Raw genomic sequence first — 18,705 nt, 5'->3', positions numbered from 1 at the left:
AATTAATAACCATACTACATGAGGCACTATTATTTACAACAGCGAATTTCATTAAATTAATGAGTTTTTACAGAGTACATCATAAAACATACTAAAGTTAGAATTAAAGGAACGGATTATGTTGTTTTTCATGTGAAATAGTCGTTAATCTGCCGTGTCCGGGGATAACTTGCGTTTCAGGCGGCAATACTAAAAGCTTACTATGGATATGATTGATTAAATCTTCATGATTACCTCTCGGGAAGTCTGTGCGACCGATTGTCTCGTAAAATAACACATCACCCGCAATCAGCAGATTTTCCGCAGCACAATAAAACACCACATGCCCCGGCGTATGACCGGGAATATGCAATACCGTAAATTCGTATCGGCCAACCGTCAGCATCTCGCCCTCATTCAGCCAACGGGTCGGCACTACCGCAGGCGAAACCGGAAAACCGAATTGCGCCGTGGTTTGAGGTAAAGATTGCAGCAGGAAATCATCTTTCTTATGCGGTCCAATCACCGGCACAGGGCATTTCTTCACAAACTCATCTACTCCGCCCGCATGATCCAAATGCCCGTGCGTAAGCCAGATTTCTTTTACCGTCAGCTTTTTTTCTGCAACCTGCTGCAACAAAAACGGTACATCGCCACCCACATCCGTCAAAACCGCTTCATGCGTTTCATCATCCCATAATAAAGTGCAATTCTGACGAAACGGCGTAACCGCCATAATCTCAACCTGTAAAGCCATGATTTGATTCCTTCCCAGACGCCCTACCTATTTTCAGACGGCCTGTTAGTGTAATAAAATATAGTTTCTTAGATTATTATAATAAATAGAAACAAACGTCATGAAACTCATCATACCCATTTTCGCCGCGTTTTTCATCTCAAGCCGATTGTTTGCCACCGATTTACTGCTGGCACAAGAATACAAAAAACAAAACATTCAAGGCTGGGCGATGAGCGAAAAACTCGACGGCGTACGCGCCTATTGGAATGGCAAACAACTCATCAGCCGCCAAGGCTACGCGTTCATACCGCCTGCCGATTATACCCGCCACTTCCCACCCTATCCGCTCGATGGCGAACTATTCAGCAAACGCGGCCAATTCGAGCAAATTTCCGCTGCCGTGCGATCCGCTTCAGGTGATTGGCAGAACATCAAACTGCATGTGTTTGATGTTCCTAAAGCCAGCGGCAATCTCTATCAGCGGCTTGATGTTGCCAAACAATGGCTGCAACTGCGCCCCACCGCGCCTATTACCGTGATTGAACAAATCCCCGTACAAAATGCCCAACACGCCCAAGATTTTCTCAAGCATATTGAAGCCCAAGGCGGCGAAGGCGTGATGTTGCGCAATCCTGAACAAAGCTACACCAGCGGACGCAGCAGCCAGCTTTTAAAACTCAAAAGCCAGCACGATGCTGAATGCATCGTAACCCGCCATTATGAAGGCAAAGGCAAAAACCAAGGCAGGCTCGGTGCCATCGGCTGCCGCAATCAATACGGTGAATTTCGCATCGGCAGCGGATTCAAAGATGCCGAACGCGACAATCCACCACCCATCGGCGCAACCGTTACCTACCGCTATCGCGGTTTTACACAAAAAGGCACACCGCGCTTTGCCACTTTTGTGCGCATTCGCGATGATCAGTTGAAGTAAATAAAAGGCCGTCTGAAAGATGACTGATTGTTGATCAACAAGTTTTCAGACGGCCTATTGGCTATTATTATCTAAACGTAAAAAAACCGCCTGAATTGACATCGGGGCTTGAATTGAATATCTATATCATTGTTTATTAAATTAAATTTAAAACTCAAAAATCAAAGCACCAACAAAAGCACCAACATTTTTACTGTGTCATGCGTTTTTCAGGTCGTTTTTGTTGGTCTTATCCTACACCGGCGGCGGGGCGAAAAACAAGGCGGCCTGAATTTCGTAACATATTAGCGGCCTGAATTTTCCGATATATGGGTGGGTGAATTTTTTGAGTCCATAAAAAAGGGGCTACCCTTCCCCGCTCAAAAAAAAACGTTATATAGTGCAAAAATGCCTTGTTACGCTTGTTACCTTGTTGTGGCTCGCTGAAAGCCTTGCTTGATAAGGGTTTGGCCGTAACAAGCTATCTGCTGAATGCTTGTTGTGCTTGTTACGTTTGCTTGTTACGGGGCATTTTTTCGGGGTCTGGGCAATAAAAAACACCAGCGGCGGGGCTGGTGTAGGGGTTCAGGCGGCCTATAAGGTGCCGCCTATCAGTAAATCGGCAGGAATTTTCAAACCATGATGCAGCTTTTTAATCATGGTCAAACTCAAAGGCCGTTTGCCGTTTAATACTTCGCTTACTTTGCTGGGGCTGCCAAGGTAGGCGGTCATGTCTTTGGGGGTCAGGCCGTTTTGTTCCATGCGGAATTTAATAATATCCAGCGGGGTAACTTCGTCGGTGTCGATATGAAAATGTTTGCGCTCATACGCTTCAATCAATGCCGCCAAGGCCTGCAATTCTAAATCGTCGTCTGATTCAGGTGCAGGGTCTAAATCCATCAAAGCGGATAGACGCGCCATGGCTTCTTCATGATCTTGATGGGTCTTGATAATTTTGATTTGGTTCATTTTGTAAAATCCTTTTTGCTATATTCCGCGTGCGTGCCAATCCATTCTATTTTTACAATGCCATTGATATAACGAACCTTAACGACAAGGCGGTAATGATTACCTCTGATATTAAATATAACGCGGTTGTCTGCTAAAAAATCAGCCGTTTGTTGACGTCCTTCCCTCCCTGAAGGGAGGGAATTCCTACGGCGATTTGTGAACGGCATTGAGCCATTCACAAATCGCTTCGGTGGGTTTCTGCTGCTGACCGCCTTACTGCACGGTTCACTTCACAGACGCTACGGGCACGTCCTGCCCTGAAACTTCATTTTACTTTTGCGCTGCCAAAATCTCTTGACCGCGCTTTAACACATTGATTGCACCCACAATATCCGCATTGTTTTGATAGCCACATTGCACACATTCAAAGTTTGCCTGTGTTTGACGGTTATCTTTGGCAGTATGTCCGCAAGCTGGGCAACAACGACTGGTATTTTGTGGCGGAACAGCCACCAAATGCCCACCGCGCCACAACAGCTTATAGTCCAACTGACGGCGAAACTCAAACCAAGACTGGTCTAAAATCGCACGGTTTAAGCTTGATTTGGCAGCAACGTTTTTTCCATGCTGCACGGCGTTGCCTTTAGCGGATTTGGACATATTCGCCACCTGCAAATCTTCCACATACACAATCGCGTGGTTTTGGCTGATTGCGCTGCTGATTTGGTGCAGGTAGTTTTTACGGATATTGCTGATTTTGTGGTGCAAACGGCTGATTTTTGCTTTCAGTTTCTGCCAGTTTTTGCTGAATTTGGTTTTGTGTTTGAACTGTTTTTGCAGTTTTGCTAGTTTGCCTTTCAACGTTTTGAATGCGTTGATTGGCTCAAAAAACTGACCATTGGACAATGTTGCAAATTTGGCAACACCCATATCAATCCCAGTTTCGCCACCGTTTGGCTGCGCGATTTCCTGCTCGGTTTCGGTTTGCATAGATACAAACCATTTACCGCATTTTTGCGATACGGTTACGTTTTTCAGGCTGCCTGAAACGTGTCGGCTGTTGCGATAGCGCACCCAACCGATTTTGGGCAAATAGATACGATTATTTTGCTGCTCCAATTTACAGCCTTGCGGAAAGCGGAAACTGTCTTTTTCGCCTTTGCGTTTGAATTTGGGGAAATCTGCGCGTTTGGCAAAGAAGTTTTTGAATGCGCTTTCCAAGTCTTTCAAACTTTGCTGCAAAACTTGGCTGTGGCAGTCTTTTAGCCAGTCTAATTCTCGTTTCCATTCAGGCAGCAAATTTGCGATTTTGGTGTAGCTAAATTTGAACGAATTATCTTGTTGATATTGTTCGTTTTGATACGCCAAAGCACGATTGAATACGAAACGCGAACAACCGCAAAATTGTTTCATTTTGCGGATTTGCTCGCCGTTTGGCATCAGTTCAAATTTGAATGTTTTGAGTATTAACATGATTTCATGGATAATGGAATTTTTAGCAATTTTACACTTGGTCTATGGAAAAAGAAACTGATTTAAGACGTGGTCGGCACGTTGTTTTTAATCTTCATGTACATTTGGTATTTGTCGCAAAATATCGCCGAAAAGTGTTCACAAAAGAAATTTTGGACGATATGCGCGGTATTTTTGAGAGCGTCTGCACCGATTTTGAAGCGCAACTGGTGGAATTTGACGGCGAAGATGACCATGTTCATTTACTTGTGAACTATCCGCCCAAAGTGTCTATTTCAAAACTGGTGAACAGCTTGAAAGGTGTATCTAGCCGCATGATTAGACAGAAAAATTATCCAAGCATCAAACAAAAATTATGGGGCGGTGCGTTGTGGTCGCCGTCTTATTTTGCAGGTAGCTGTGGTGGTGCGCCGATTACGATTATTCGGCAGTATATTGAACAGCAGAAAACGCCTGATTAACTGAATATCAACGGTTTTAGGACTGCTACGCAGTCCGCGCCTTATATCTCCGCCGTGAACGGCGAAGTTTTACGGCGCAGCCTGATAAAATCGGGTTTGCTGCCGGTATCGGCCTGCTTGTCTTTCTCTGCTATGGTTGTCATAATTCAATCTCCGTTAAATGCTTTATCTGTGGGCAAAGGCCGTCTGAACATTCAGGCGGCTTTTTCTTTGCCGTCAATCGTTGATGCCGCCAGCCGCTTCCGCTGCTTGAATGGCGTTCAATTCGTCTAGGGCATCGGTGTTGGGGGTGTCGCTTTTCCAAGTAAACACGTCTAAGCCTGCCTGTATTGCCCGCCGTGCCAGCTTGTCGGCTGCTTCCAATCCTGCGGGGTCATGGTCGGCATAAATGCCCAATGCCTGCAATTCAGACGGCCATTTGAATGATTTCAGGCCGCTGGTGCTTAAACAGGCTGATACCGGCCAGCCGGTTAATTCATGCGCGGCTAAGGCGGTTTCTATGCCTTCACACACCATCAGGGCATTGTTTACCGGCTGAAACAGTCTCACGGCATGGCCTGATAACCAACTCATGCCCTCAAATCTCACTTGCATTTTTTTCGCCGGTAATTGCGCCCCCGTTTCAGGGTGATGCAGATTCAATTTAGTGTAGCTCTGCGTATGGCCGCCGCTGTCGCCCTGCGGTTTGGTGTAGCAGCGTTTCAGGTAGGTAATGTGTAAGCCTGCAAGTGTGCCGTCTGCTTCGGTAATGGCGGCAACCATGGCGGGGAAGCGGCCTATTTCTTTCCAGCCGTCTGAACATTCCGCCCAATACGGCAAGGCGGCGTGATAACGCAATGCTTCGGGGTATGGCTCGGCCATGGTTAAGCCCCTGCCTTGCAGATACTCGCTAACAGGGTCGCCATCACTTACCGGTGCAGCTTGCTCCCATATCGCGGCCAGTTTGTTCAGGCGGTCTTTGGGCGGTGTTTTAGGGGGCTGGGGCGGTGCCACACGCGGCGCGGCGGTCGGCGTTTGCGCGGTCATACCCAATACACCAGCAACGGCTAACGCTGCTTCATGGAATGAATAGCCGAAATAGTGCATCAGCAAATCAAAGCCATCGCCTGCGCCGCTTTTGTAGTGGGTGCAGATAAAGCCGCCATTGCCGCCTTTATCGTCAAACCGGTATCGGTCAGTGCCGCCGCAAGCGGGGCATGGCTGGTGTTTGTTGGTTAGGCTTTCAGACGGCAAACCAAGCGCGGTTAAAATGCCGTGCCAGTTACCGGCGGCGCGTTGTCGGATTTCGTGATAATCAAGGCGGCTCATTGTGCTGCTCCTTTCGGTATCGGCTCATAAACAACGGCGGCCATCGGGTCGGCGGTATAGACTTGCTCCCATGCGGTGGCCTGCTCTGCTGCCATTGGTTCAGCGGTCGCGGGCTTATTACAGGCATAGGCGGTCATGACAACAGCGGCGGCCAATGCGGTGCTGATAGCGTATTTCATGATATTTGCTCACTTTCCGGCGGTGCTTTGCTTTTGCCATGACTGATATAAATCAATCACTTACTGAAACACACGCCAAATTGAAGGTGTAGTTTCCCCCTGCTGTAACGCATATCGGCAATAGCAAGGGCGGTTATTGGGGCTTAGTTTGGCGTGTGGCCGTCTGAAAGCTGCCAGCCGTAACGGCCGCAAAACAAACGCGCGGCCAGTAATGCGCTCTCACGCGTATCAGCAACGGCAATACGCTGCCAGCTCTGATTGTCGGGGCGCATGATTTCAACGGTGTAGCTGGTGTGTGGTTGGTCGGTATCCCATGTGTCGCGGTAAACACGATAAGCGGCGGTGTGATTCATGGTTACACCTCGCCCGAAACGATACGGCAAACACACCAGCGGCGGCCGGTCTGAATGATGTTGAAACGGTAATTGAGTTTACAGCGTTGCAGGCGGTCGATATGGCGGCCTGCTTCTGCCAAAGTGTCAAAACTACGGATTTTTTGAGAAATAATCGGGCGCGTGAATGCGCTGCGGATAGGCTTTGCGGCCTGTGTTTGATGATTCTGCATTTGAATGCTCTCTTTCGTATTAGCTTAATCAAGCCGCTGCAACTTCTCACGGTTGCGGGGCGGCAAGCAAAGGGCAAAGGGTGAGAAACTGGCAATACGAACCAGCAAGGCATAGCCTTACTTTGCCCCCGCTTACCATTGAAAGAGATAATGCAAGGGGAAACGCAAGCGTAAAAAATCCGCTTCTATCCTGTGAAGATTTGGGCGGCTGCTTGCCGTATTGTTCAGCTTCTCACGGCTGAATCTGCTATTGAACAGATGGCCGTATTATTGCCTGATTGCTTTCAGCTTCGCAAGCGGTAAACGCCTGCCAAAATTTAAAAGGCTGATTAAGCGGTATTTTTTGTTGATGGATAGCCGTCTGAATTTTCCAACATATAGGGCAACCTTCTCGCGCGCGCGCGCGCGTACTGCTCCGAAAATTCGTATTGCCTTTTGTGAATTTTTAGAGTCCATAAAAAAGACTGCTTCGCGCACGCGCGTACTTGGCGGAAAATTCAAATCAATATGCTTCTTTCAGTCCATAAACACGATTAAACAGAAAACAATTAGCAGAAAATGCCAATTATACACTTAATCGCATGAAAATATTTTCGGTTAGCACACAATCTAAGCTGTCGAACCGGTTCGGGGGCTAAATCCGCTTGGATTTTTACTACCCCCCCGCCCTTAATGCCGTCTGAATGCGTTGCGTATCGGATCTGCCCCTTTCTCTGCAAAATCCCAAATAAAGGGCAATTCGTGCTGTAAGGCCGTTAATTGCGCCTGATTGCGCTGCTTTTCTAATCGGCGGATATACAGGCTTTTCCCTGCTTGGCTGCCCCGCTGGAATGATTCCCGCTCTTCTGCTTCCAGCTCTGCCATTTGTTGGCGGATTTCTTCTTTACGGGCAATGCCGGTTGTCCAGTATTGCCATAAAGCCGCTTCGCTCTCTGCTTGGTAACGTTCGATTGTGGGGCGGATTTCGGCTTTCACTTTGCGCGGATTAATAGTTAACAGCCAAGCGGTCAGTTTTTCTAATGGTAGGCAAAGCATTTCACGTTCTTTGCCGTCTTGTGCAACTGTGGCGATTATCGCCACGGTTGAACTAAAGCGATTCTGTAACTTGGCCTGTTGGCTTTTCCAGTTCAATCCCATGCATTCCACAATCGGGCGCATAGGCACAAAAGGCTTGCCGTCTGAATCAATCAGGTTTAACGGCTGGTCGTAAAAAGGGATAGTGATTAACGCATTCATACCCCTACCCCTTTCTCTGCTGCCAGCGTGAAAATGCCATGCTTCACGGTCTTGCCGTGCTTGTTAACGTGTGGCTGCATGGTGCAGATGATTGGATAACCGGCTGCCCGCAATTCGCTGATACGCGCCGGAAAGCCCATAATGCCCATTTGCGCCGCCTGATAGTGGGTAATGCTGCGGCCGTTCTGCAAGATAGCTAGGATTTCGCCGCATTGTGATGTAGGGGAAAAGCGGTTATCATGGCGGGCGTGGTTAAGGCCGTCTGAAATGCCCTGTGTGTTTCGGGCGGTTTTATTTTGTTCCATAGCGTTCCCCTTATACTCGATTGTTGGCGGCCAAATTGCCGATATAGTCGCTGATTTCACTTTCCAGCCAAGCGGTGCTGTTTTCCCCTACTTTAATCGGACGGGGCAAGTCGGCGCGGTGATGGCGGCTTTTTGGGTTGTTCCAGTTCCACCATGTGGAAACAGAAACGCCAAACAGGGCGGCGCATTCTTTAGCGCGGATAAGTTTGTTATTCGATTGCATAATGCTTAACCTCATCGGGTTGTTTACGATAGGTGCATTGTGTAAAAAGCAAACAAATAAAAAAACGGAATTAGGATTTCGCTTAACCTAATTCCGTTTACTAGAAGCCTTACAAATAAAGGCTGAAAAGGTAGATTACCTTTAATTAGTTCTGTGGTTTTCGCCCTGTTGCTGCCCATTCAGGGCGGATAACCTGCGCTATTCTATTCGCCATGGTCGGAGTAATTTTGTCGTTTGAGTGACTAACTACCCATGCGGCAATATCTGCATTATCAGGGTGGGTATCTCTCTCAAGTGGGTTAGCATTACCCCAAAACTTCGTATAAGCTTTGTTGGCTAATTTTAAAGGCATTGGCTTTTCATTAAGATTTTTTTCTACTTGGATATTCTCTTGTATTTCAATATCTCCTTGTGTTTTTTCTCTAAGCTTTTTCTCTAAGATTGCTAAATTACTTGACATAATTCGAAGCTTACCAATATCAATCTCTAAGCTCCAATCTGTTCCTTCTAAAAATCCACGATCCGGATAGTAGCCATTTATCAGGCTGCGCCGTAAAACTTCGCCGTTCACGGCGGAGATATAAGGCGCGGACTGCGTAGCAGTCCTAAAACCGTTGATATTCAGTTAATCAGGCGTTTTCTGCTGTTCAATATACTGCCGAATAATCGTAATCGGCGCACCACCACAGCTACCTGCAAAATAAGACGGCGACCACAACGCACCGCCCCATAATTTTTGTTTGATGCTTGGATAATTTTTCTGTCTAATCATGCGGCTAGATACACCTTTCAAGCTGTTCACCAGTTTTGAAATAGACACTTTGGGCGGATAGTTCACAAGTAAATGAACATGGTCATCTTCGCCGTCAAATTCCACCAGTTGCGCTTCAAAATCGGTGCAGACGCTCTCAAAAATACCGCGCATATCGTCCAAAATTTCTTTTGTGAACACTTTTCGGCGATATTTTGCGACAAATACCAAATGTACATGAAGATTAAAAACAACGTGCCGACCACGTCTTAAATCAGTTTCTTTTTCCATAGACCAAGTGTAAAATTGCTAAAAATTCCATTATCCATGAAATCATGTTAATACTCAAAACATTCAAATTTGAACTGATGCCAAACGGCGAGCAAATCCGCAAAATGAAACAATTTTGCGGTTGTTCGCGTTTCGTATTCAATCGTGCTTTGGCGTATCAAAACGAACAATATCAACAAGATAATTCGTTCAAATTTAGCTACACCAAAATCGCAAATTTGCTGCCTGAATGGAAACGAGAATTAGACTGGCTAAAAGACTGCCACAGCCAAGTTTTGCAGCAAAGTTTGAAAGACTTGGAAAGCGCATTCAAAAACTTCTTTGCCAAACGCGCAGATTTCCCCAAATTCAAACGCAAAGGCGAAAAAGACAGTTTCCGCTTTCCGCAAGGCTGTAAATTGGAGCAGCAAAATAATCGTATCTATTTGCCCAAAATCGGTTGGGTGCGCTATCGCAACAGCCGACACGTTTCAGGCAGCCTGAAAAACGTAACCGTATCGCAAAAATGCGGTAAATGGTTTGTATCTATGCAAACCGAAACCGAGCAGGAAATCGCGCAGCCAAACGGTGGCGAAACTGGGATTGATATGGGTGTTGCCAAATTTGCAACATTGTCCAATGGTCAGTTTTTTGAGCCAATCAACGCATTCAAAACGTTGAAAGGCAAACTAGCAAAACTGCAAAAACAGTTCAAACACAAAACCAAATTCAGCAAAAACTGGCAGAAACTGAAAGCAAAAATCAGCCGTTTGCACCACAAAATCAGCAATATCCGTAAAAACTACCTGCACCAAATCAGCAGCGCAATCAGCCAAAACCACGCGATTGTGTATGTGGAAGATTTGCAGGTGGCGAATATGTCCAAATCCGCTAAAGGCAACGCCGTGCAGCATGGAAAAAACGTTGCTGCCAAATCAAGCTTAAACCGTGCGATTTTAGACCAGTCTTGGTTTGAGTTTCGCCGTCAGTTGGACTATAAGCTGTTGTGGCGCGGTGGGCATTTGGTGGCTGTTCCGCCACAAAATACCAGTCGTTGTTGCCCAGCTTGCGGACATACTGCCAAAGATAACCGTCAAACACAGGCAAACTTTGAATGTGTGCAATGTGGCTATCAAAACAATGCGGATATTGTGGGTGCAATCAATGTGTTAAAGCGCGGTCAAGAGATTTTGGCAGCGCAAAAGTAAAATGAAGTTTCAGGGCAGGACGTGCCCGTAGCGTCTGTGAAGTGAACCGTGCAGTAAGGCGGTCAGCAGCAGAAACCCACCGAAGCGATTTGTGAATGGCTCAATGCCGTTCACAAATCGCCGTAGGAATTCCCTCCCTTCAGGGAGGGAAGGACGTCAAAAAATCATATATGGCCGTTTCAGGTATAAATTGGTAAAACCAGCCATCGTTTTTAAAATTTTTAATGCCAGATAGCACACCATCAATTTTTTTATGGTGTCTTTGTGCATCAATTACATCCTGCACGGAATTGCATTGAACGGTTCTAACTCCTACTCTTAATTTGCCATTAATACTTTGTCTTGGTATTTTTAGCTCAAAATTATTGAAGCTTTTATGAATACCAAGATCTTCCAAGCCAACTAAAGCGGCGGAAATTTCGCCACCTGAATAATCTATTAGATGAGGGCAGGCAGTCAATTTTGCGCTACCGTAAATCTCTATCTCTTGCATTAAAATATTAGGAATTGGTGCAAATGGGGCAGAATATAATACCTTTTGAATGATAAGCGGTCTCCTTGTGTTATCGGGCAAGTAATACAACTCGGCCAAACTTCTTTTAAAAAAACGTATATTAGGAACTGGTACGCAATATTCTACTATTCCCAAAGCTCCATAGTGCGTTAAGTCTGCAATGGTATATACTGCTTTCAATTTTTGACTTAATACATGTGCTGCTTCTTCTAGTGTGTAATACTCTCTCCAAACCATCTCTACGCTCCCCTGCGCTCTTTCCCCATCAAAATCAAAACCACACCAGCAAGGCTAGGGAATGCCCTGTTTTCGCCGTTGGTAGCTAATCGCGGGCTAGGTGTGGCGGTAAACGTTTCAGACGGCCTCAAACGGATTTAATAGCTTCACGCCGCTATGCTCAAAATCTTTAGTATTGCGTGTAATCAAAATCAAGCCATACTGCTTAGCAGTTGCAGCTATCCAAGCATCATTTTCAGGGCTGCGATCAGGTATGTGCAGCTTGGCGCAAATGGCCGCGGTGGTTTCGTCTATCGGCAATATCCGCCCTGCGAGCAGTATGGCAACCATGCTGTCGAACCATACCCGTAATGCGCGGCCTTGCTGCGGGTCTTTGCGCTCCATGCCCAATATGCCGCGTTCAAGTTCCATCATGACAACGGCACTCGTATAGAAACTGCTGCTATCCTGCTCTGCTAGCCATGCGGTCAAGTTATGGTCGGCTTTGCCACTTTTCACTTTCCGCATTTCGCTGATAATGTTGGTATCCAGTAAATACACGTCAGCCCTCCATGCTCAAATCAACAGGCTTTCTTTGCGCTCTACTGCGTGCCGGTACTTCAAAATCAATACCTGATACATCGGGGCAATCCAAAGACAATAAAACGTCTAACGCGCTCTGTTTTCTGCCTGCCAGCTTTTGATAATCGGCATACGTTAAAAATACAAAAACGGGCTTGCTGCGATTAGTTACGATAACGGGGGCGGCTTGCGCTTCTCTTTGCGCTCTCCCTACATGTTGGTTAAATTCGCGGCTTGTCATGGTTTTCATTCCATTACTCCTTGTATTTAAATATTGATTTAATGTTACTACATTCTACTGTATTACATGTCGTTGTACAACATACGCAACAAAAAACCCCGCCGCATTGCAAACGGTCGGGGCTGTATTGTTCAGGCTGCATTCAGTTTTATACAAAATTATACATAGCATGGCTAATTATACAAATGCTGTATAACGTGCAAAAAAAAACACCAGCGGCGCGGCTGGTGTTTGTGTTTTCAGACGGCCAAACGGGTGCCGGTGAGGGTGTTGAATGATGTTGAATTTACCTTTTGGCCAAACACCCAATGAAAGACGGCCTGAAAATCTACCCTGTCGTAAATGGCTCAAATTTGCGATTTAACGGCATTTATCCCAAAAGGTATGCAAAGGTATTGCCAAGCCAAGAAATGCGCCCTGTGATGAAATTTACCGCCCTGCTGTCGATTTTCTAAATATCCAGCCATCACACCGGCAATTTAATCAGCAACCAAAGCGAGAAAACTAAAAATGTTCCCGCTGTTTTTCTCGCGCACGTATGGTGTTTTTCTCAAGGCAATAAAAAAACACCAGCCGATTAAGCTGGTGTGTTTTCAGACGGCCTTTACGGGCGTAACAAGCCCACAACAAGGGCGTAACAAGCTGCGAAAAATACAGTTTCGATATAACTATATTGATTTTTAATGTATTTTTATTAAGCGTAACAACGTAACAAGCGTAACAAGGTATTTTTCTCGCGCGTATAGGTTTTTTATTTGGGGCGTAAAAAACACCAGCGCGGGGCTGGTGTCGGTGTTGCGGCGGCATATGGCTGAAAGCGTGTTTTCAGACGGCCTTTTGCCCTGCTTCAATCAGGGCTAGGGCTTGATGATAGTGGCCGCGCAAAAAGTCGCTATACCATTGCATCATTTCGGTGCGCTCGGCCATATAGTCTGCGCGGTTGTAGGCTGCTCTGATTCGGTTACTCTCTTCGTGGGCAAGCTGCCGCTCGATAGCATCGGGATTATAGCCCTGCTCGTTCAATACGCTGCTGGCAAGGCTTCTAAATCCGTGTGGTGTGGCTATGCCTTTGTAGCCTAGGCGTTCGATGATGCGGGTTAGGGTGGCATCGGATATAAAGCCTGCTGCTTTGGTTCGACTGGGGAATAAGTAGGCCGTGTGGCCTGTTTGGCCGTGTAGCTCGTGCAGTAATTCCATTGCCCAATCTGAAAGCGGCACGCTGTGCAGGCGGTTCATTTTCATGCGTTCCGCCGGTATGTACCACACCTGATTTTCAAAATCGATTTCATGCCATTGCCCGCCGCGCAATTCGGTGCTTCGTAAAAACACCAGCATGGTAAGCAGCATGGCTATGCGGTTTTTATGGTCTATATCGGCTTGCAGCAATTTTTGATAAAAGGCGGTTAATTCTTCTCTTGGTAGGGCAGGCATATGCACGGTTTCTTTTTTCTCAAAATGGCCGCGCAATGGTGTTGCTGGGTTTCGGTCGGTTAATTCCAGCTTGGCGGCATGGTTATATACCGCGCCTATCCATTGCCGTATCTTTTCCGCGCTCGCGCTTGCCCCGCGCTGGTGTATTTTTTCAATCACGGCTTTTACGTCTGCTACTTTGATTTCATCAATCGGCCTGTTTCCGATATGCGGGAAAACGTCTTTTTCCATATCGGCCATGATGCGGGCGGCGTGGTTCTCTTTCCAGCGGTGTAGGTTTTCGGCGTGCCATTGCCGCGCCAAGTGTTCAAAGGTATTCAGCAAGGCGGCTTTGCGCGCTTGTTTGGCCTGTTGCTTGGCTTGGCTGGGATTGATGCCGTTTGCCAAGTCATTGCGTGCCTGTCTGTGCCGCTCCCGTGCTTCGGTAAGTGAAATATCAGGATATTTGCCAAGCCGTAAGGTTTGCTGCTTGCCATTGAAACGGTAGTTGTAAATAAAATACTTGGTGCCGCCGCGTGCCATTGGATTGATAACCAAAGCAAGGCCGCCCCCATCTGAAAGTGTCTGCTTCTTGTCGGTTGGCTTGGCGCGTTTGATTTGAAGGTCGTTTAAAGGCATGGTGTTGGTGCTTTTTCATGTTGTAGGCAAACTGGTAAAAACGTTTCCCTGCTTTGGTTTTGACTGAAAATGTTGGTGCTTTTTCGGGCATTCTGCCACACACCAACAAAAGCACCAACATTTTTAGGTTAATTTCATTGGATTGAATTAGACGGGATTAGACGGTTAAGCCAGGCGTTTCAGTCATGTTAAACGCGCGCAAAGCCTTTATTTACAAGCCTTTCGGTTATAGCATTAGACGGCAATAGACGTAAAAAAACCGCCTGAATTTCAGACGGTTTTCCTTTTGATGGTGCCGACATCGAGACTTGAACTCGAACGATCTAGGATCACTACCCCCTCAAGATAGCGTGTCTACCAATTCCACCATGTCGGCCGGTAATTCTTATTTTCTATTTACTGCTGCGCGGATGAGGCCGGAGCGGGGGCAGCAGGTGTGGTATTTGTGTTGCTTGGCGCAGGTGCGGTTTGCGCCGGTTGGCTTTGTTGCACGGTGCTAAAGTCTAAACCGTGACGCGTGGTGTTGGAATGGATATACACCATCGCCATGCAGGTGGCGAAAAACACGGTGGCTGCAATAGCAGTCGAGCGGGTCAGGAAGTTGGCATTACCGCCCGAACCGAATACGCCTTGTGCACTACCGCTGCCTGAGCCGAAAGTGGCGCCGGCATCCGCACCTTTACCGTGTTGGAGCAATACCAACACAATCACGGCCAATGCGGAAATGATGTTCACAATCCAAATAACGGTTTTAAAGGCTTCCATAATTCTCTACGATGCTTGCGCGGCGTCGATGATGGCGGTAAACGAGTCATAAGACAAGGATGCGCCGCCGACTAATGCGCCGTCTACATGTGGCACGGCGAAAATGTCTGCTGCGTTTTCAGCTTTCACGCTTCCGCCGTAAAGAATGCGGATTTTAACATCGTCGCCACACAAAGACAAGATTTGTTTGTAGATAAACGCGTGCATGTCGGCGATTTGCTCGACGGTAGCGACTTTGCCGGTGCCGATTGCCCAAACCGGCTCGTAGGCGACGGCGATGTTTTTGGTGTCCAAGCCTTGCAACACGGATAATTGATGCGCAATCACTTCCTGCTCTTGGCCGGCTTCGCGCTCTTCCAAGCTTTCGCCGACACATAATAATGGAATCAGGCCGACGTTTAATACGTTTTCCATTTTACGGCGTTGGATTTCGTTTTTCTCACCGAAATACAAGCTGCGCTCGGAGTGGCCGATTAATACGATGTCGGTGCCGATGTCGGCCAGCATTTCGGCAGATACTTCGCCGGTGTACGCGCCGTTATTCGGGAAGCGGCTCACGTCTTGGGCGCAGGTTAATATGCGGTTGTTCAACACAATCTGCATGGCGTTGTGCAGCTGCAACAGATACACGGTCGGTGCGGCCAAGCCGATTAATACGCGCTCGGCGGTCGGCATGATGCGGAAGCGGTGCATGAGTGCGTTGTTGTTTTGCAGGCGGCCGTTCATTTTCCAGTTGCCGATGACCCATTTTTGATCCCACATACCGATTTCGTGTTGCATGTTGCTTGCTCCGTCAGATTAAATCACTGTAACGAAGTGTAGTTCATATCGACATGATTAGCAATATTTCCTGTTCAGACGGCCTAGTTTCCTACCGGATAGCCAATTGGTCTATAATTCGTTTTTATTTTTTTCAGACGGCCTTTTTTCATGCATTCGCTTCATCTTTCCCACACCGACAAAACCGCGCGTTATCAAGAATTGCTGCCGCAGATTGAGAGCGTGATCAGCGGTGAAACCAATCTGATTGCCAACTTGGCCAATACTACCGCTATCTTAAAAGAAGCATTCGGCTGGTTTTGGGTTGGTTTTTATTTGGTGGAACAAGAACGCCAAGAATTGGTGTTGGCGCCATTCCAAGGCCCGTTGGCCTGCACGCGGATTCCTTACGGGCGTGGCGTGTGCGGACGGGCTTGGGCACGCGGCGAAACCATTGTGGTCGAAGACGTGAACCAACACCCCGACCACATCGCCTGCTCATCCTTATCTCAATCGGAAATCGTGGTGCCGCTGTTTGATTCAGACGGCCGCTGCTATGGCGTGCTGGATGTGGATGACGACAAGCTGGCGCAGTTTGACGACACCGATGCCCGCTATTTAAATGCATTAGCCGACATACTCAGCCGCCACTCCACGAAATAGGCCGTCTGAAATATGGCAAGGCGGCCAATTCGATTCTATAATAATGGCTCTTTCCCGATAACACCCGCCACGGAGCACAATCATGGACTTTGACAAAGCGCGTTTCAATATGGTCGAACAACAAATCCGCCCTTGGGACGTGTTGGATTTTAATGTGCTCGATGCCTTGATGGAGATTCCTCGCGAACGTTTCGTTGCCGCAAATCAACAAGGTTTGGCGTATTCCGACACCGAATTGCCGCTGCCCAACGGCCACAAGATGCCGGAGCCGAAAGTCGTGGCACGCTTGGCACAGGGTTTGAAATTAAGCAAGCAAGACAAAGTATTGGAAATCGGCACCGGCTCGGGCTATGCCACCGCATTGCTGGCAGAATTGGCCGGCGAAGTGGTTTCAGACGACCTCGATATTGAGCAGCAAAACCGCGCCAAAGCCATCTTAGACGATTTGGGCTATCAAAACATTTACTACGCGCAAAACGACGGCTTGGCCGAACACACCGAAGGCGCGCCATTTGATGCGATTTACATTGGCGGCAGCGTGCATGACGTGCCGGAAACCTTAAAAGCGCAATTGAAAGACGGCGGCCGTATGGTAGTCGTGGTCGGCGACAAACCGGTGCAACGCGCCCTGCTCGTTACCCGCAACGGCAACGAATTCAGCCAAAGCGTGTTGTTCGATACCCTCATCGCCCACCTCAGCGACAAAACCAACCAACCTTTCGGCGACTTTGATTTTTAAAGATTGCCACCATATTTAAATTCAGAGACTGCCGAATGATTGATATCGGCTCCGCTCCAAGAAAGGCCGTCTGAAACATTTCCTTTCAGACGGCCTGTTTTACTTTTATAAAAAACAAAGGCCGAATAATGATGATTCCGCAACTTTCCGTGATTGAATTCAAAAAATGGCAAGATGAAGGCCGCCAATTTCATTTGCTCGACGTGCGCACCGATGATGAAGTCGAAATCTGCGCCCTGCCCAACGCCATTCATATCCCGATGAACCTGATTCCGTTGCGCCACAATGAATTGCCCGACGACGGCCTGCCGATTGTGGTGTATTGCCACCACGGCATCCGCAGCCTGCACACCGCGCTTTATTTGGCCGATATGGGCTTTGAACCATTGTATAACCTGCAAGGCGGCATAGATGAATGGGCGTTGCAAGTAGATGCGAATGTCGCTCGTTATTAAAAACCTAAAGCGCAAAAGGTTATTTTGTTTTGCCATTTCGCCAAACACACGATAAGATTAAGCCCATAATTTTAAAGATAAAATTTTATCTAAACACGATCAAATAACTAAACCGAAATAACTAGAAATCCATCATGCTGACCGACCCATTCGGCCGTACCGTCGACTACTTACGGATATCCGTGACCGACCGCTGCGACCTGCGCTGCACTTATTGTCTGCCCAAAGGCTTTAAAGGTTTTTCCATTCCCAAAGAATGGCTGACCATTGAAGAACTCGGCCGCGTAGCCGCCGCGTTCGCCCGCCTCGGCACCAAACGCTTCCGCCTAACCGGCGGCGAACCCCTATTGCGCAAAGGTTTGGCTGATTTGGCCGCCGAAATCAACCGCCAGCCCGGTGTGGAAGACATTTCACTCACCACCAACGGCACCCAACTCGACAAACACGCCCACGCCCTGCGCCAAGCCGGTGTACGCCGCTTAAACATCAGCCTCGACAGCCTTCGCCGCGACTGCGTGACCAGCATCACCGGCAGCGACTGTCTGCCGCAAGTGCTTGATGGCATCAAAGCTGCCAAAGAAGCCGGCTTCGAACGCATCAAAATCAACATGGTGCCGCTCAAAGGCGTTAACGACATGGATTTGGATGAAATGGTCGCTTTCTGCATGGAACACGGCTTTATCCTGAATCTTATCGAAGCCATGCCGATGGGTACCACCGGCCAAGCACACGCCAAAGTCAGCTTGCAACCGGTATTGGAAGAATTGCGCCAAAAATTCGACTTAAGCCCGTTTGAAGGCAAAATCGGCGGCGGCCCCGCGCGCTACTGGCAAAGCGAAAACAACGGCTTCACCCTCGGCCTGATTACCCCGATGAGCCAACACTTCTGCGCCACCTGCAACCGCGTGCGCCTCTCAGCCACCGGCAACATCCACCTCTGCCTTGGCCAAGAAGACAAAGCGCCATTACGCGACCTGCTACGCGACAACTGCAGCGATGCCGAGCTCGACCAAGCCATTCGCGATGCGATTGCGATGAAGCCGGAAAAACACGAATTTGTGGAAAATCCGAAGAAAATTATTCGGGTGATGGCGTTGACTGGGGGGTAAGCGCTGACTTTGTTTAATCGATAAAAAGGCCGTCTGAAAATCTATTTTTCAG

General features: G+C 47.7%; 26 protein-coding genes and 1 tRNA gene. 7 read left to right on the top strand and 20 right to left on the bottom strand.

The features are described from left to right. Positions 1-103 precede the first annotated feature (103 nt). Positions 104-736, bottom strand: coding sequence for an MBL fold metallo-hydrolase (locus tag GJV52_RS07185; RefSeq protein WP_100564443.1), 633 nt, complete (start codon positions 734-736; stop codon positions 104-106). Positions 737-836: 100 nt separating this feature from the next. On the opposite strand from GJV52_RS07185, the gene GJV52_RS07180 reads away from it, so the two are divergent. Then, complete coding sequence (locus GJV52_RS07180; RefSeq protein ID WP_100564441.1) at positions 837-1,652, top strand: DNA ligase; 816 nt, start codon at positions 837-839, stop codon at positions 1,650-1,652. A gap of 573 nt (positions 1,653-2,225) precedes the next feature. On the opposite strand, the gene GJV52_RS07175 is transcribed toward GJV52_RS07180, so the two are convergent. The 3 genes from GJV52_RS07175 to GJV52_RS07165 all read right to left on the bottom strand — a co-directional run bounded on the left by GJV52_RS07175 (position 2,226) and on the right by GJV52_RS07165 (position 4,055). Further along, positions 2,226-2,600 (bottom strand): helix-turn-helix domain-containing protein, encoded by a 375-nt coding sequence (locus GJV52_RS07175; protein WP_154143250.1) that lies wholly within the window; start codon positions 2,598-2,600, stop codon positions 2,226-2,228. Further along, a complete protein-coding gene (locus GJV52_RS07170) occupies positions 2,597-2,809 on the bottom strand; it encodes a type II toxin-antitoxin system HigB family toxin (protein ID WP_154212931.1) in 213 nt (70 codons plus the stop codon). The genes GJV52_RS07175 and GJV52_RS07170 overlap by 4 nt, the downstream gene beginning before the upstream one ends. A 103-nt stretch (positions 2,810-2,912) precedes the next feature. Next, positions 2,913-4,055 carry an RNA-guided endonuclease InsQ/TnpB family protein gene (locus GJV52_RS07165; RefSeq protein WP_095503172.1) on the bottom strand — a complete coding sequence of 381 codons (1,143 nt, stop codon included), beginning with the start codon at positions 4,053-4,055 and terminating at the stop codon, positions 2,913-2,915. 44 nt (positions 4,056-4,099) lie between these two features. Here GJV52_RS07165 and tnpA (GJV52_RS07160) point away from each other — a divergent pair, with 44 nt between their 5' ends. Further along, the gene (tnpA, locus tag GJV52_RS07160) at positions 4,100-4,516 is read left to right on the top strand and encodes an IS200/IS605 family transposase (RefSeq protein WP_095503171.1); all 417 of its coding nucleotides are present in this window, start codon (positions 4,100-4,102) and stop codon (positions 4,514-4,516) included. 216 nt (positions 4,517-4,732) lie between these two features. Here the strand turns inward: tnpA (GJV52_RS07160) and GJV52_RS07155 are convergent, their stop codons facing one another. From GJV52_RS07155 to tnpA (GJV52_RS07115), 9 genes are all read right to left on the bottom strand, one after another. After that, positions 4,733-5,824 carry a DUF7146 domain-containing protein gene (locus tag GJV52_RS07155; protein ID WP_100564593.1) on the bottom strand — a complete coding sequence of 364 codons (1,092 nt, stop codon included), beginning with the start codon at positions 5,822-5,824 and terminating at the stop codon, positions 4,733-4,735. Further along, positions 5,821-6,003 carry a hypothetical protein gene (locus GJV52_RS07150; protein WP_095502264.1) on the bottom strand — a complete coding sequence of 61 codons (183 nt, stop codon included), beginning with the start codon at positions 6,001-6,003 and terminating at the stop codon, positions 5,821-5,823. The genes GJV52_RS07155 and GJV52_RS07150 overlap by 4 nt, the downstream gene beginning before the upstream one ends. A 143-nt stretch (positions 6,004-6,146) precedes the next feature. Continuing rightward, positions 6,147-6,356: a hypothetical protein gene (locus GJV52_RS07145; RefSeq protein ID WP_100564595.1), complete on the bottom strand. Its 210-nt coding sequence runs from the start codon at positions 6,354-6,356 to the stop codon at positions 6,147-6,149. Positions 6,357-6,358: 2 nt separating this feature from the next. Then, a complete protein-coding gene (locus tag GJV52_RS07140) occupies positions 6,359-6,568 on the bottom strand; it encodes a hypothetical protein (RefSeq protein WP_100564597.1) in 210 nt (69 codons plus the stop codon). A 669-nt stretch (positions 6,569-7,237) separates the two neighbouring features. After that, entirely contained in the window at positions 7,238-7,804 is a 567-nt protein-coding gene (locus GJV52_RS07135) for a phage antirepressor N-terminal domain-containing protein (protein WP_100564599.1), read from the bottom strand. Next, positions 7,801-8,109: a helix-turn-helix domain-containing protein gene (locus GJV52_RS07130; protein ID WP_100564602.1), complete on the bottom strand. Its 309-nt coding sequence runs from the start codon at positions 8,107-8,109 to the stop codon at positions 7,801-7,803. The genes GJV52_RS07135 and GJV52_RS07130 overlap by 4 nt, the downstream gene beginning before the upstream one ends. Before the next feature lie 10 nt (positions 8,110-8,119). Next, the gene (locus GJV52_RS07125; RefSeq protein WP_100564604.1) at positions 8,120-8,332 is read right to left on the bottom strand and encodes a helix-turn-helix transcriptional regulator; all 213 of its coding nucleotides are present in this window, start codon (positions 8,330-8,332) and stop codon (positions 8,120-8,122) included. 145 nt (positions 8,333-8,477) lie between these two features. Continuing rightward, positions 8,478-8,903: a hypothetical protein gene (locus GJV52_RS07120; RefSeq protein ID WP_100564606.1), complete on the bottom strand. Its 426-nt coding sequence runs from the start codon at positions 8,901-8,903 to the stop codon at positions 8,478-8,480. Between the two features lie 54 nt (positions 8,904-8,957). Then, on the bottom strand, positions 8,958-9,374 hold the full coding sequence (gene tnpA / locus GJV52_RS07115) for an IS200/IS605 family transposase (RefSeq protein WP_095503171.1): 417 nt from the start codon (positions 9,372-9,374) through the stop codon (positions 8,958-8,960). Between the two features lie 44 nt (positions 9,375-9,418). Here tnpA (GJV52_RS07115) and GJV52_RS07110 point away from each other — a divergent pair, with 44 nt between their 5' ends. After that, complete coding sequence (locus GJV52_RS07110; protein WP_095503172.1) at positions 9,419-10,561, top strand: RNA-guided endonuclease InsQ/TnpB family protein; 1,143 nt, start codon at positions 9,419-9,421, stop codon at positions 10,559-10,561. Positions 10,562-10,700: 139 nt separating this feature from the next. On the opposite strand, the gene GJV52_RS07105 is transcribed toward GJV52_RS07110, so the two are convergent. From GJV52_RS07105 to tpiA, 7 genes are all read right to left on the bottom strand, one after another. Next, a complete protein-coding gene (locus GJV52_RS07105) occupies positions 10,701-11,312 on the bottom strand; it encodes a hypothetical protein (protein ID WP_100564488.1) in 612 nt (203 codons plus the stop codon). Between the two features lie 117 nt (positions 11,313-11,429). Continuing rightward, a complete protein-coding gene (locus GJV52_RS07100; protein WP_095502258.1) occupies positions 11,430-11,852 on the bottom strand; it encodes a type II toxin-antitoxin system VapC family toxin in 423 nt (140 codons plus the stop codon). Between the two features lies 1 nt (position 11,853). Continuing rightward, entirely contained in the window at positions 11,854-12,123 is a 270-nt protein-coding gene (locus tag GJV52_RS07095; RefSeq protein ID WP_095502257.1) for a type II toxin-antitoxin system Phd/YefM family antitoxin, read from the bottom strand. Positions 12,124-12,939: 816 nt separating this feature from the next. After that, positions 12,940-14,163 (bottom strand): tyrosine-type recombinase/integrase, encoded by a 1,224-nt coding sequence (locus GJV52_RS07090; protein ID WP_100564490.1) that lies wholly within the window; start codon positions 14,161-14,163, stop codon positions 12,940-12,942. Between the two features lie 290 nt (positions 14,164-14,453). Further along, positions 14,454-14,539: transfer RNA gene (locus GJV52_RS07085), tRNA-Leu, on the bottom strand. Between the two features lie 20 nt (positions 14,540-14,559). Then, positions 14,560-14,928: a preprotein translocase subunit SecG gene (secG, locus tag GJV52_RS07080; protein ID WP_095502255.1), complete on the bottom strand. Its 369-nt coding sequence runs from the start codon at positions 14,926-14,928 to the stop codon at positions 14,560-14,562. 6 nt (positions 14,929-14,934) lie between these two features. Continuing rightward, entirely contained in the window at positions 14,935-15,708 is a 774-nt protein-coding gene (tpiA, locus tag GJV52_RS07075) for a triose-phosphate isomerase (RefSeq protein WP_100564492.1), read from the bottom strand. 150 nt (positions 15,709-15,858) lie between these two features. On the opposite strand from tpiA, the gene GJV52_RS07070 reads away from it, so the two are divergent. The 4 genes from GJV52_RS07070 (at position 15,859) to moaA (ending at position 18,653) form a co-directional block, all read left to right on the top strand. Next, positions 15,859-16,350, top strand: a complete 492-nt coding sequence (locus GJV52_RS07070) for a GAF domain-containing protein (RefSeq protein ID WP_100564494.1) — start codon at positions 15,859-15,861, stop codon at positions 16,348-16,350. An 82-nt stretch (positions 16,351-16,432) separates the two neighbouring features. After that, positions 16,433-17,089 carry a protein-L-isoaspartate O-methyltransferase family protein gene (locus GJV52_RS07065; RefSeq protein WP_100564496.1) on the top strand — a complete coding sequence of 219 codons (657 nt, stop codon included), beginning with the start codon at positions 16,433-16,435 and terminating at the stop codon, positions 17,087-17,089. 128 nt (positions 17,090-17,217) lie between these two features. Further along, positions 17,218-17,544 (top strand): rhodanese-like domain-containing protein, encoded by a 327-nt coding sequence (locus tag GJV52_RS07060; RefSeq protein ID WP_100564498.1) that lies wholly within the window; start codon positions 17,218-17,220, stop codon positions 17,542-17,544. A gap of 134 nt (positions 17,545-17,678) precedes the next feature. Next, a complete protein-coding gene (moaA, locus tag GJV52_RS07055; protein WP_100564500.1) occupies positions 17,679-18,653 on the top strand; it encodes a GTP 3',8-cyclase MoaA in 975 nt (324 codons plus the stop codon). Positions 18,654-18,705: the final 52 nt, after the last annotated feature.

The sequence above is a fragment of the Neisseria brasiliensis genome (genome assembly GCF_009671065.1).
In the GTDB taxonomy this organism is placed as follows: Bacteria; Pseudomonadota; Gammaproteobacteria; order Burkholderiales; family Neisseriaceae; genus Neisseria; species Neisseria brasiliensis.
This window is presented reverse-complemented; position numbering and strand designations above follow the sequence as displayed.

What these genes read in the sequence shown, in the direction of transcription:
- GJV52_RS07185 (WP_100564443.1), bottom strand. Translation starts at nt 736, where the DNA reads ATGGCTTTACAGGTTGAGATTATGGCGGTTACGCCGTTTCGTCAGAAT.
- GJV52_RS07180 (WP_100564441.1), top strand. Translation starts at nt 837, where the DNA reads ATGAAACTCATCATACCCATTTTCGCCGCGTTTTTCATCTCAAGCCGA.
- GJV52_RS07175 (WP_154143250.1), bottom strand. Translation starts at nt 2,600, where the DNA reads ATGAACCAAATCAAAATTATCAAGACCCATCAAGATCATGAAGAAGCC.
- GJV52_RS07170 (WP_154212931.1), bottom strand. Translation starts at nt 2,809, where the DNA reads ATGCCGTTCACAAATCGCCGTAGGAATTCCCTCCCTTCAGGGAGGGAA.
- GJV52_RS07165 (WP_095503172.1), bottom strand. Translation starts at nt 4,055, where the DNA reads ATGTTAATACTCAAAACATTCAAATTTGAACTGATGCCAAACGGCGAG.
- tnpA (WP_095503171.1), top strand. Translation starts at nt 4,100, where the DNA reads ATGGAAAAAGAAACTGATTTAAGACGTGGTCGGCACGTTGTTTTTAAT.
- GJV52_RS07155 (WP_100564593.1), bottom strand. Translation starts at nt 5,824, where the DNA reads ATGAGCCGCCTTGATTATCACGAAATCCGACAACGCGCCGCCGGTAAC.
- GJV52_RS07150 (WP_095502264.1), bottom strand. Translation starts at nt 6,003, where the DNA reads ATGAAATACGCTATCAGCACCGCATTGGCCGCCGCTGTTGTCATGACC.
- GJV52_RS07145 (WP_100564595.1), bottom strand. Translation starts at nt 6,356, where the DNA reads ATGAATCACACCGCCGCTTATCGTGTTTACCGCGACACATGGGATACC.
- GJV52_RS07140 (WP_100564597.1), bottom strand. Translation starts at nt 6,568, where the DNA reads ATGCAGAATCATCAAACACAGGCCGCAAAGCCTATCCGCAGCGCATTC.
- GJV52_RS07135 (WP_100564599.1), bottom strand. Translation starts at nt 7,804, where the DNA reads ATGAATGCGTTAATCACTATCCCTTTTTACGACCAGCCGTTAAACCTG.
- GJV52_RS07130 (WP_100564602.1), bottom strand. Translation starts at nt 8,109, where the DNA reads ATGGAACAAAATAAAACCGCCCGAAACACACAGGGCATTTCAGACGGC.
- GJV52_RS07125 (WP_100564604.1), bottom strand. Translation starts at nt 8,332, where the DNA reads ATGCAATCGAATAACAAACTTATCCGCGCTAAAGAATGCGCCGCCCTG.
- tnpA (WP_095503171.1), bottom strand. Translation starts at nt 9,374, where the DNA reads ATGGAAAAAGAAACTGATTTAAGACGTGGTCGGCACGTTGTTTTTAAT.
- GJV52_RS07110 (WP_095503172.1), top strand. Translation starts at nt 9,419, where the DNA reads ATGTTAATACTCAAAACATTCAAATTTGAACTGATGCCAAACGGCGAG.
- GJV52_RS07105 (WP_100564488.1), bottom strand. Translation starts at nt 11,312, where the DNA reads ATGGTTTGGAGAGAGTATTACACACTAGAAGAAGCAGCACATGTATTA.
- GJV52_RS07095 (WP_095502257.1), bottom strand. Translation starts at nt 12,123, where the DNA reads ATGAAAACCATGACAAGCCGCGAATTTAACCAACATGTAGGGAGAGCG.
- GJV52_RS07090 (WP_100564490.1), bottom strand. Translation starts at nt 14,163, where the DNA reads ATGCCTTTAAACGACCTTCAAATCAAACGCGCCAAGCCAACCGACAAG.
- secG (WP_095502255.1), bottom strand. Translation starts at nt 14,928, where the DNA reads ATGGAAGCCTTTAAAACCGTTATTTGGATTGTGAACATCATTTCCGCA.
- tpiA (WP_100564492.1), bottom strand. Translation starts at nt 15,708, where the DNA reads ATGCAACACGAAATCGGTATGTGGGATCAAAAATGGGTCATCGGCAAC.
- GJV52_RS07070 (WP_100564494.1), top strand. Translation starts at nt 15,859, where the DNA reads ATGCATTCGCTTCATCTTTCCCACACCGACAAAACCGCGCGTTATCAA.
- GJV52_RS07065 (WP_100564496.1), top strand. Translation starts at nt 16,433, where the DNA reads ATGGACTTTGACAAAGCGCGTTTCAATATGGTCGAACAACAAATCCGC.
- GJV52_RS07060 (WP_100564498.1), top strand. Translation starts at nt 17,218, where the DNA reads ATGATGATTCCGCAACTTTCCGTGATTGAATTCAAAAAATGGCAAGAT.
- moaA (WP_100564500.1), top strand. Translation starts at nt 17,679, where the DNA reads ATGCTGACCGACCCATTCGGCCGTACCGTCGACTACTTACGGATATCC.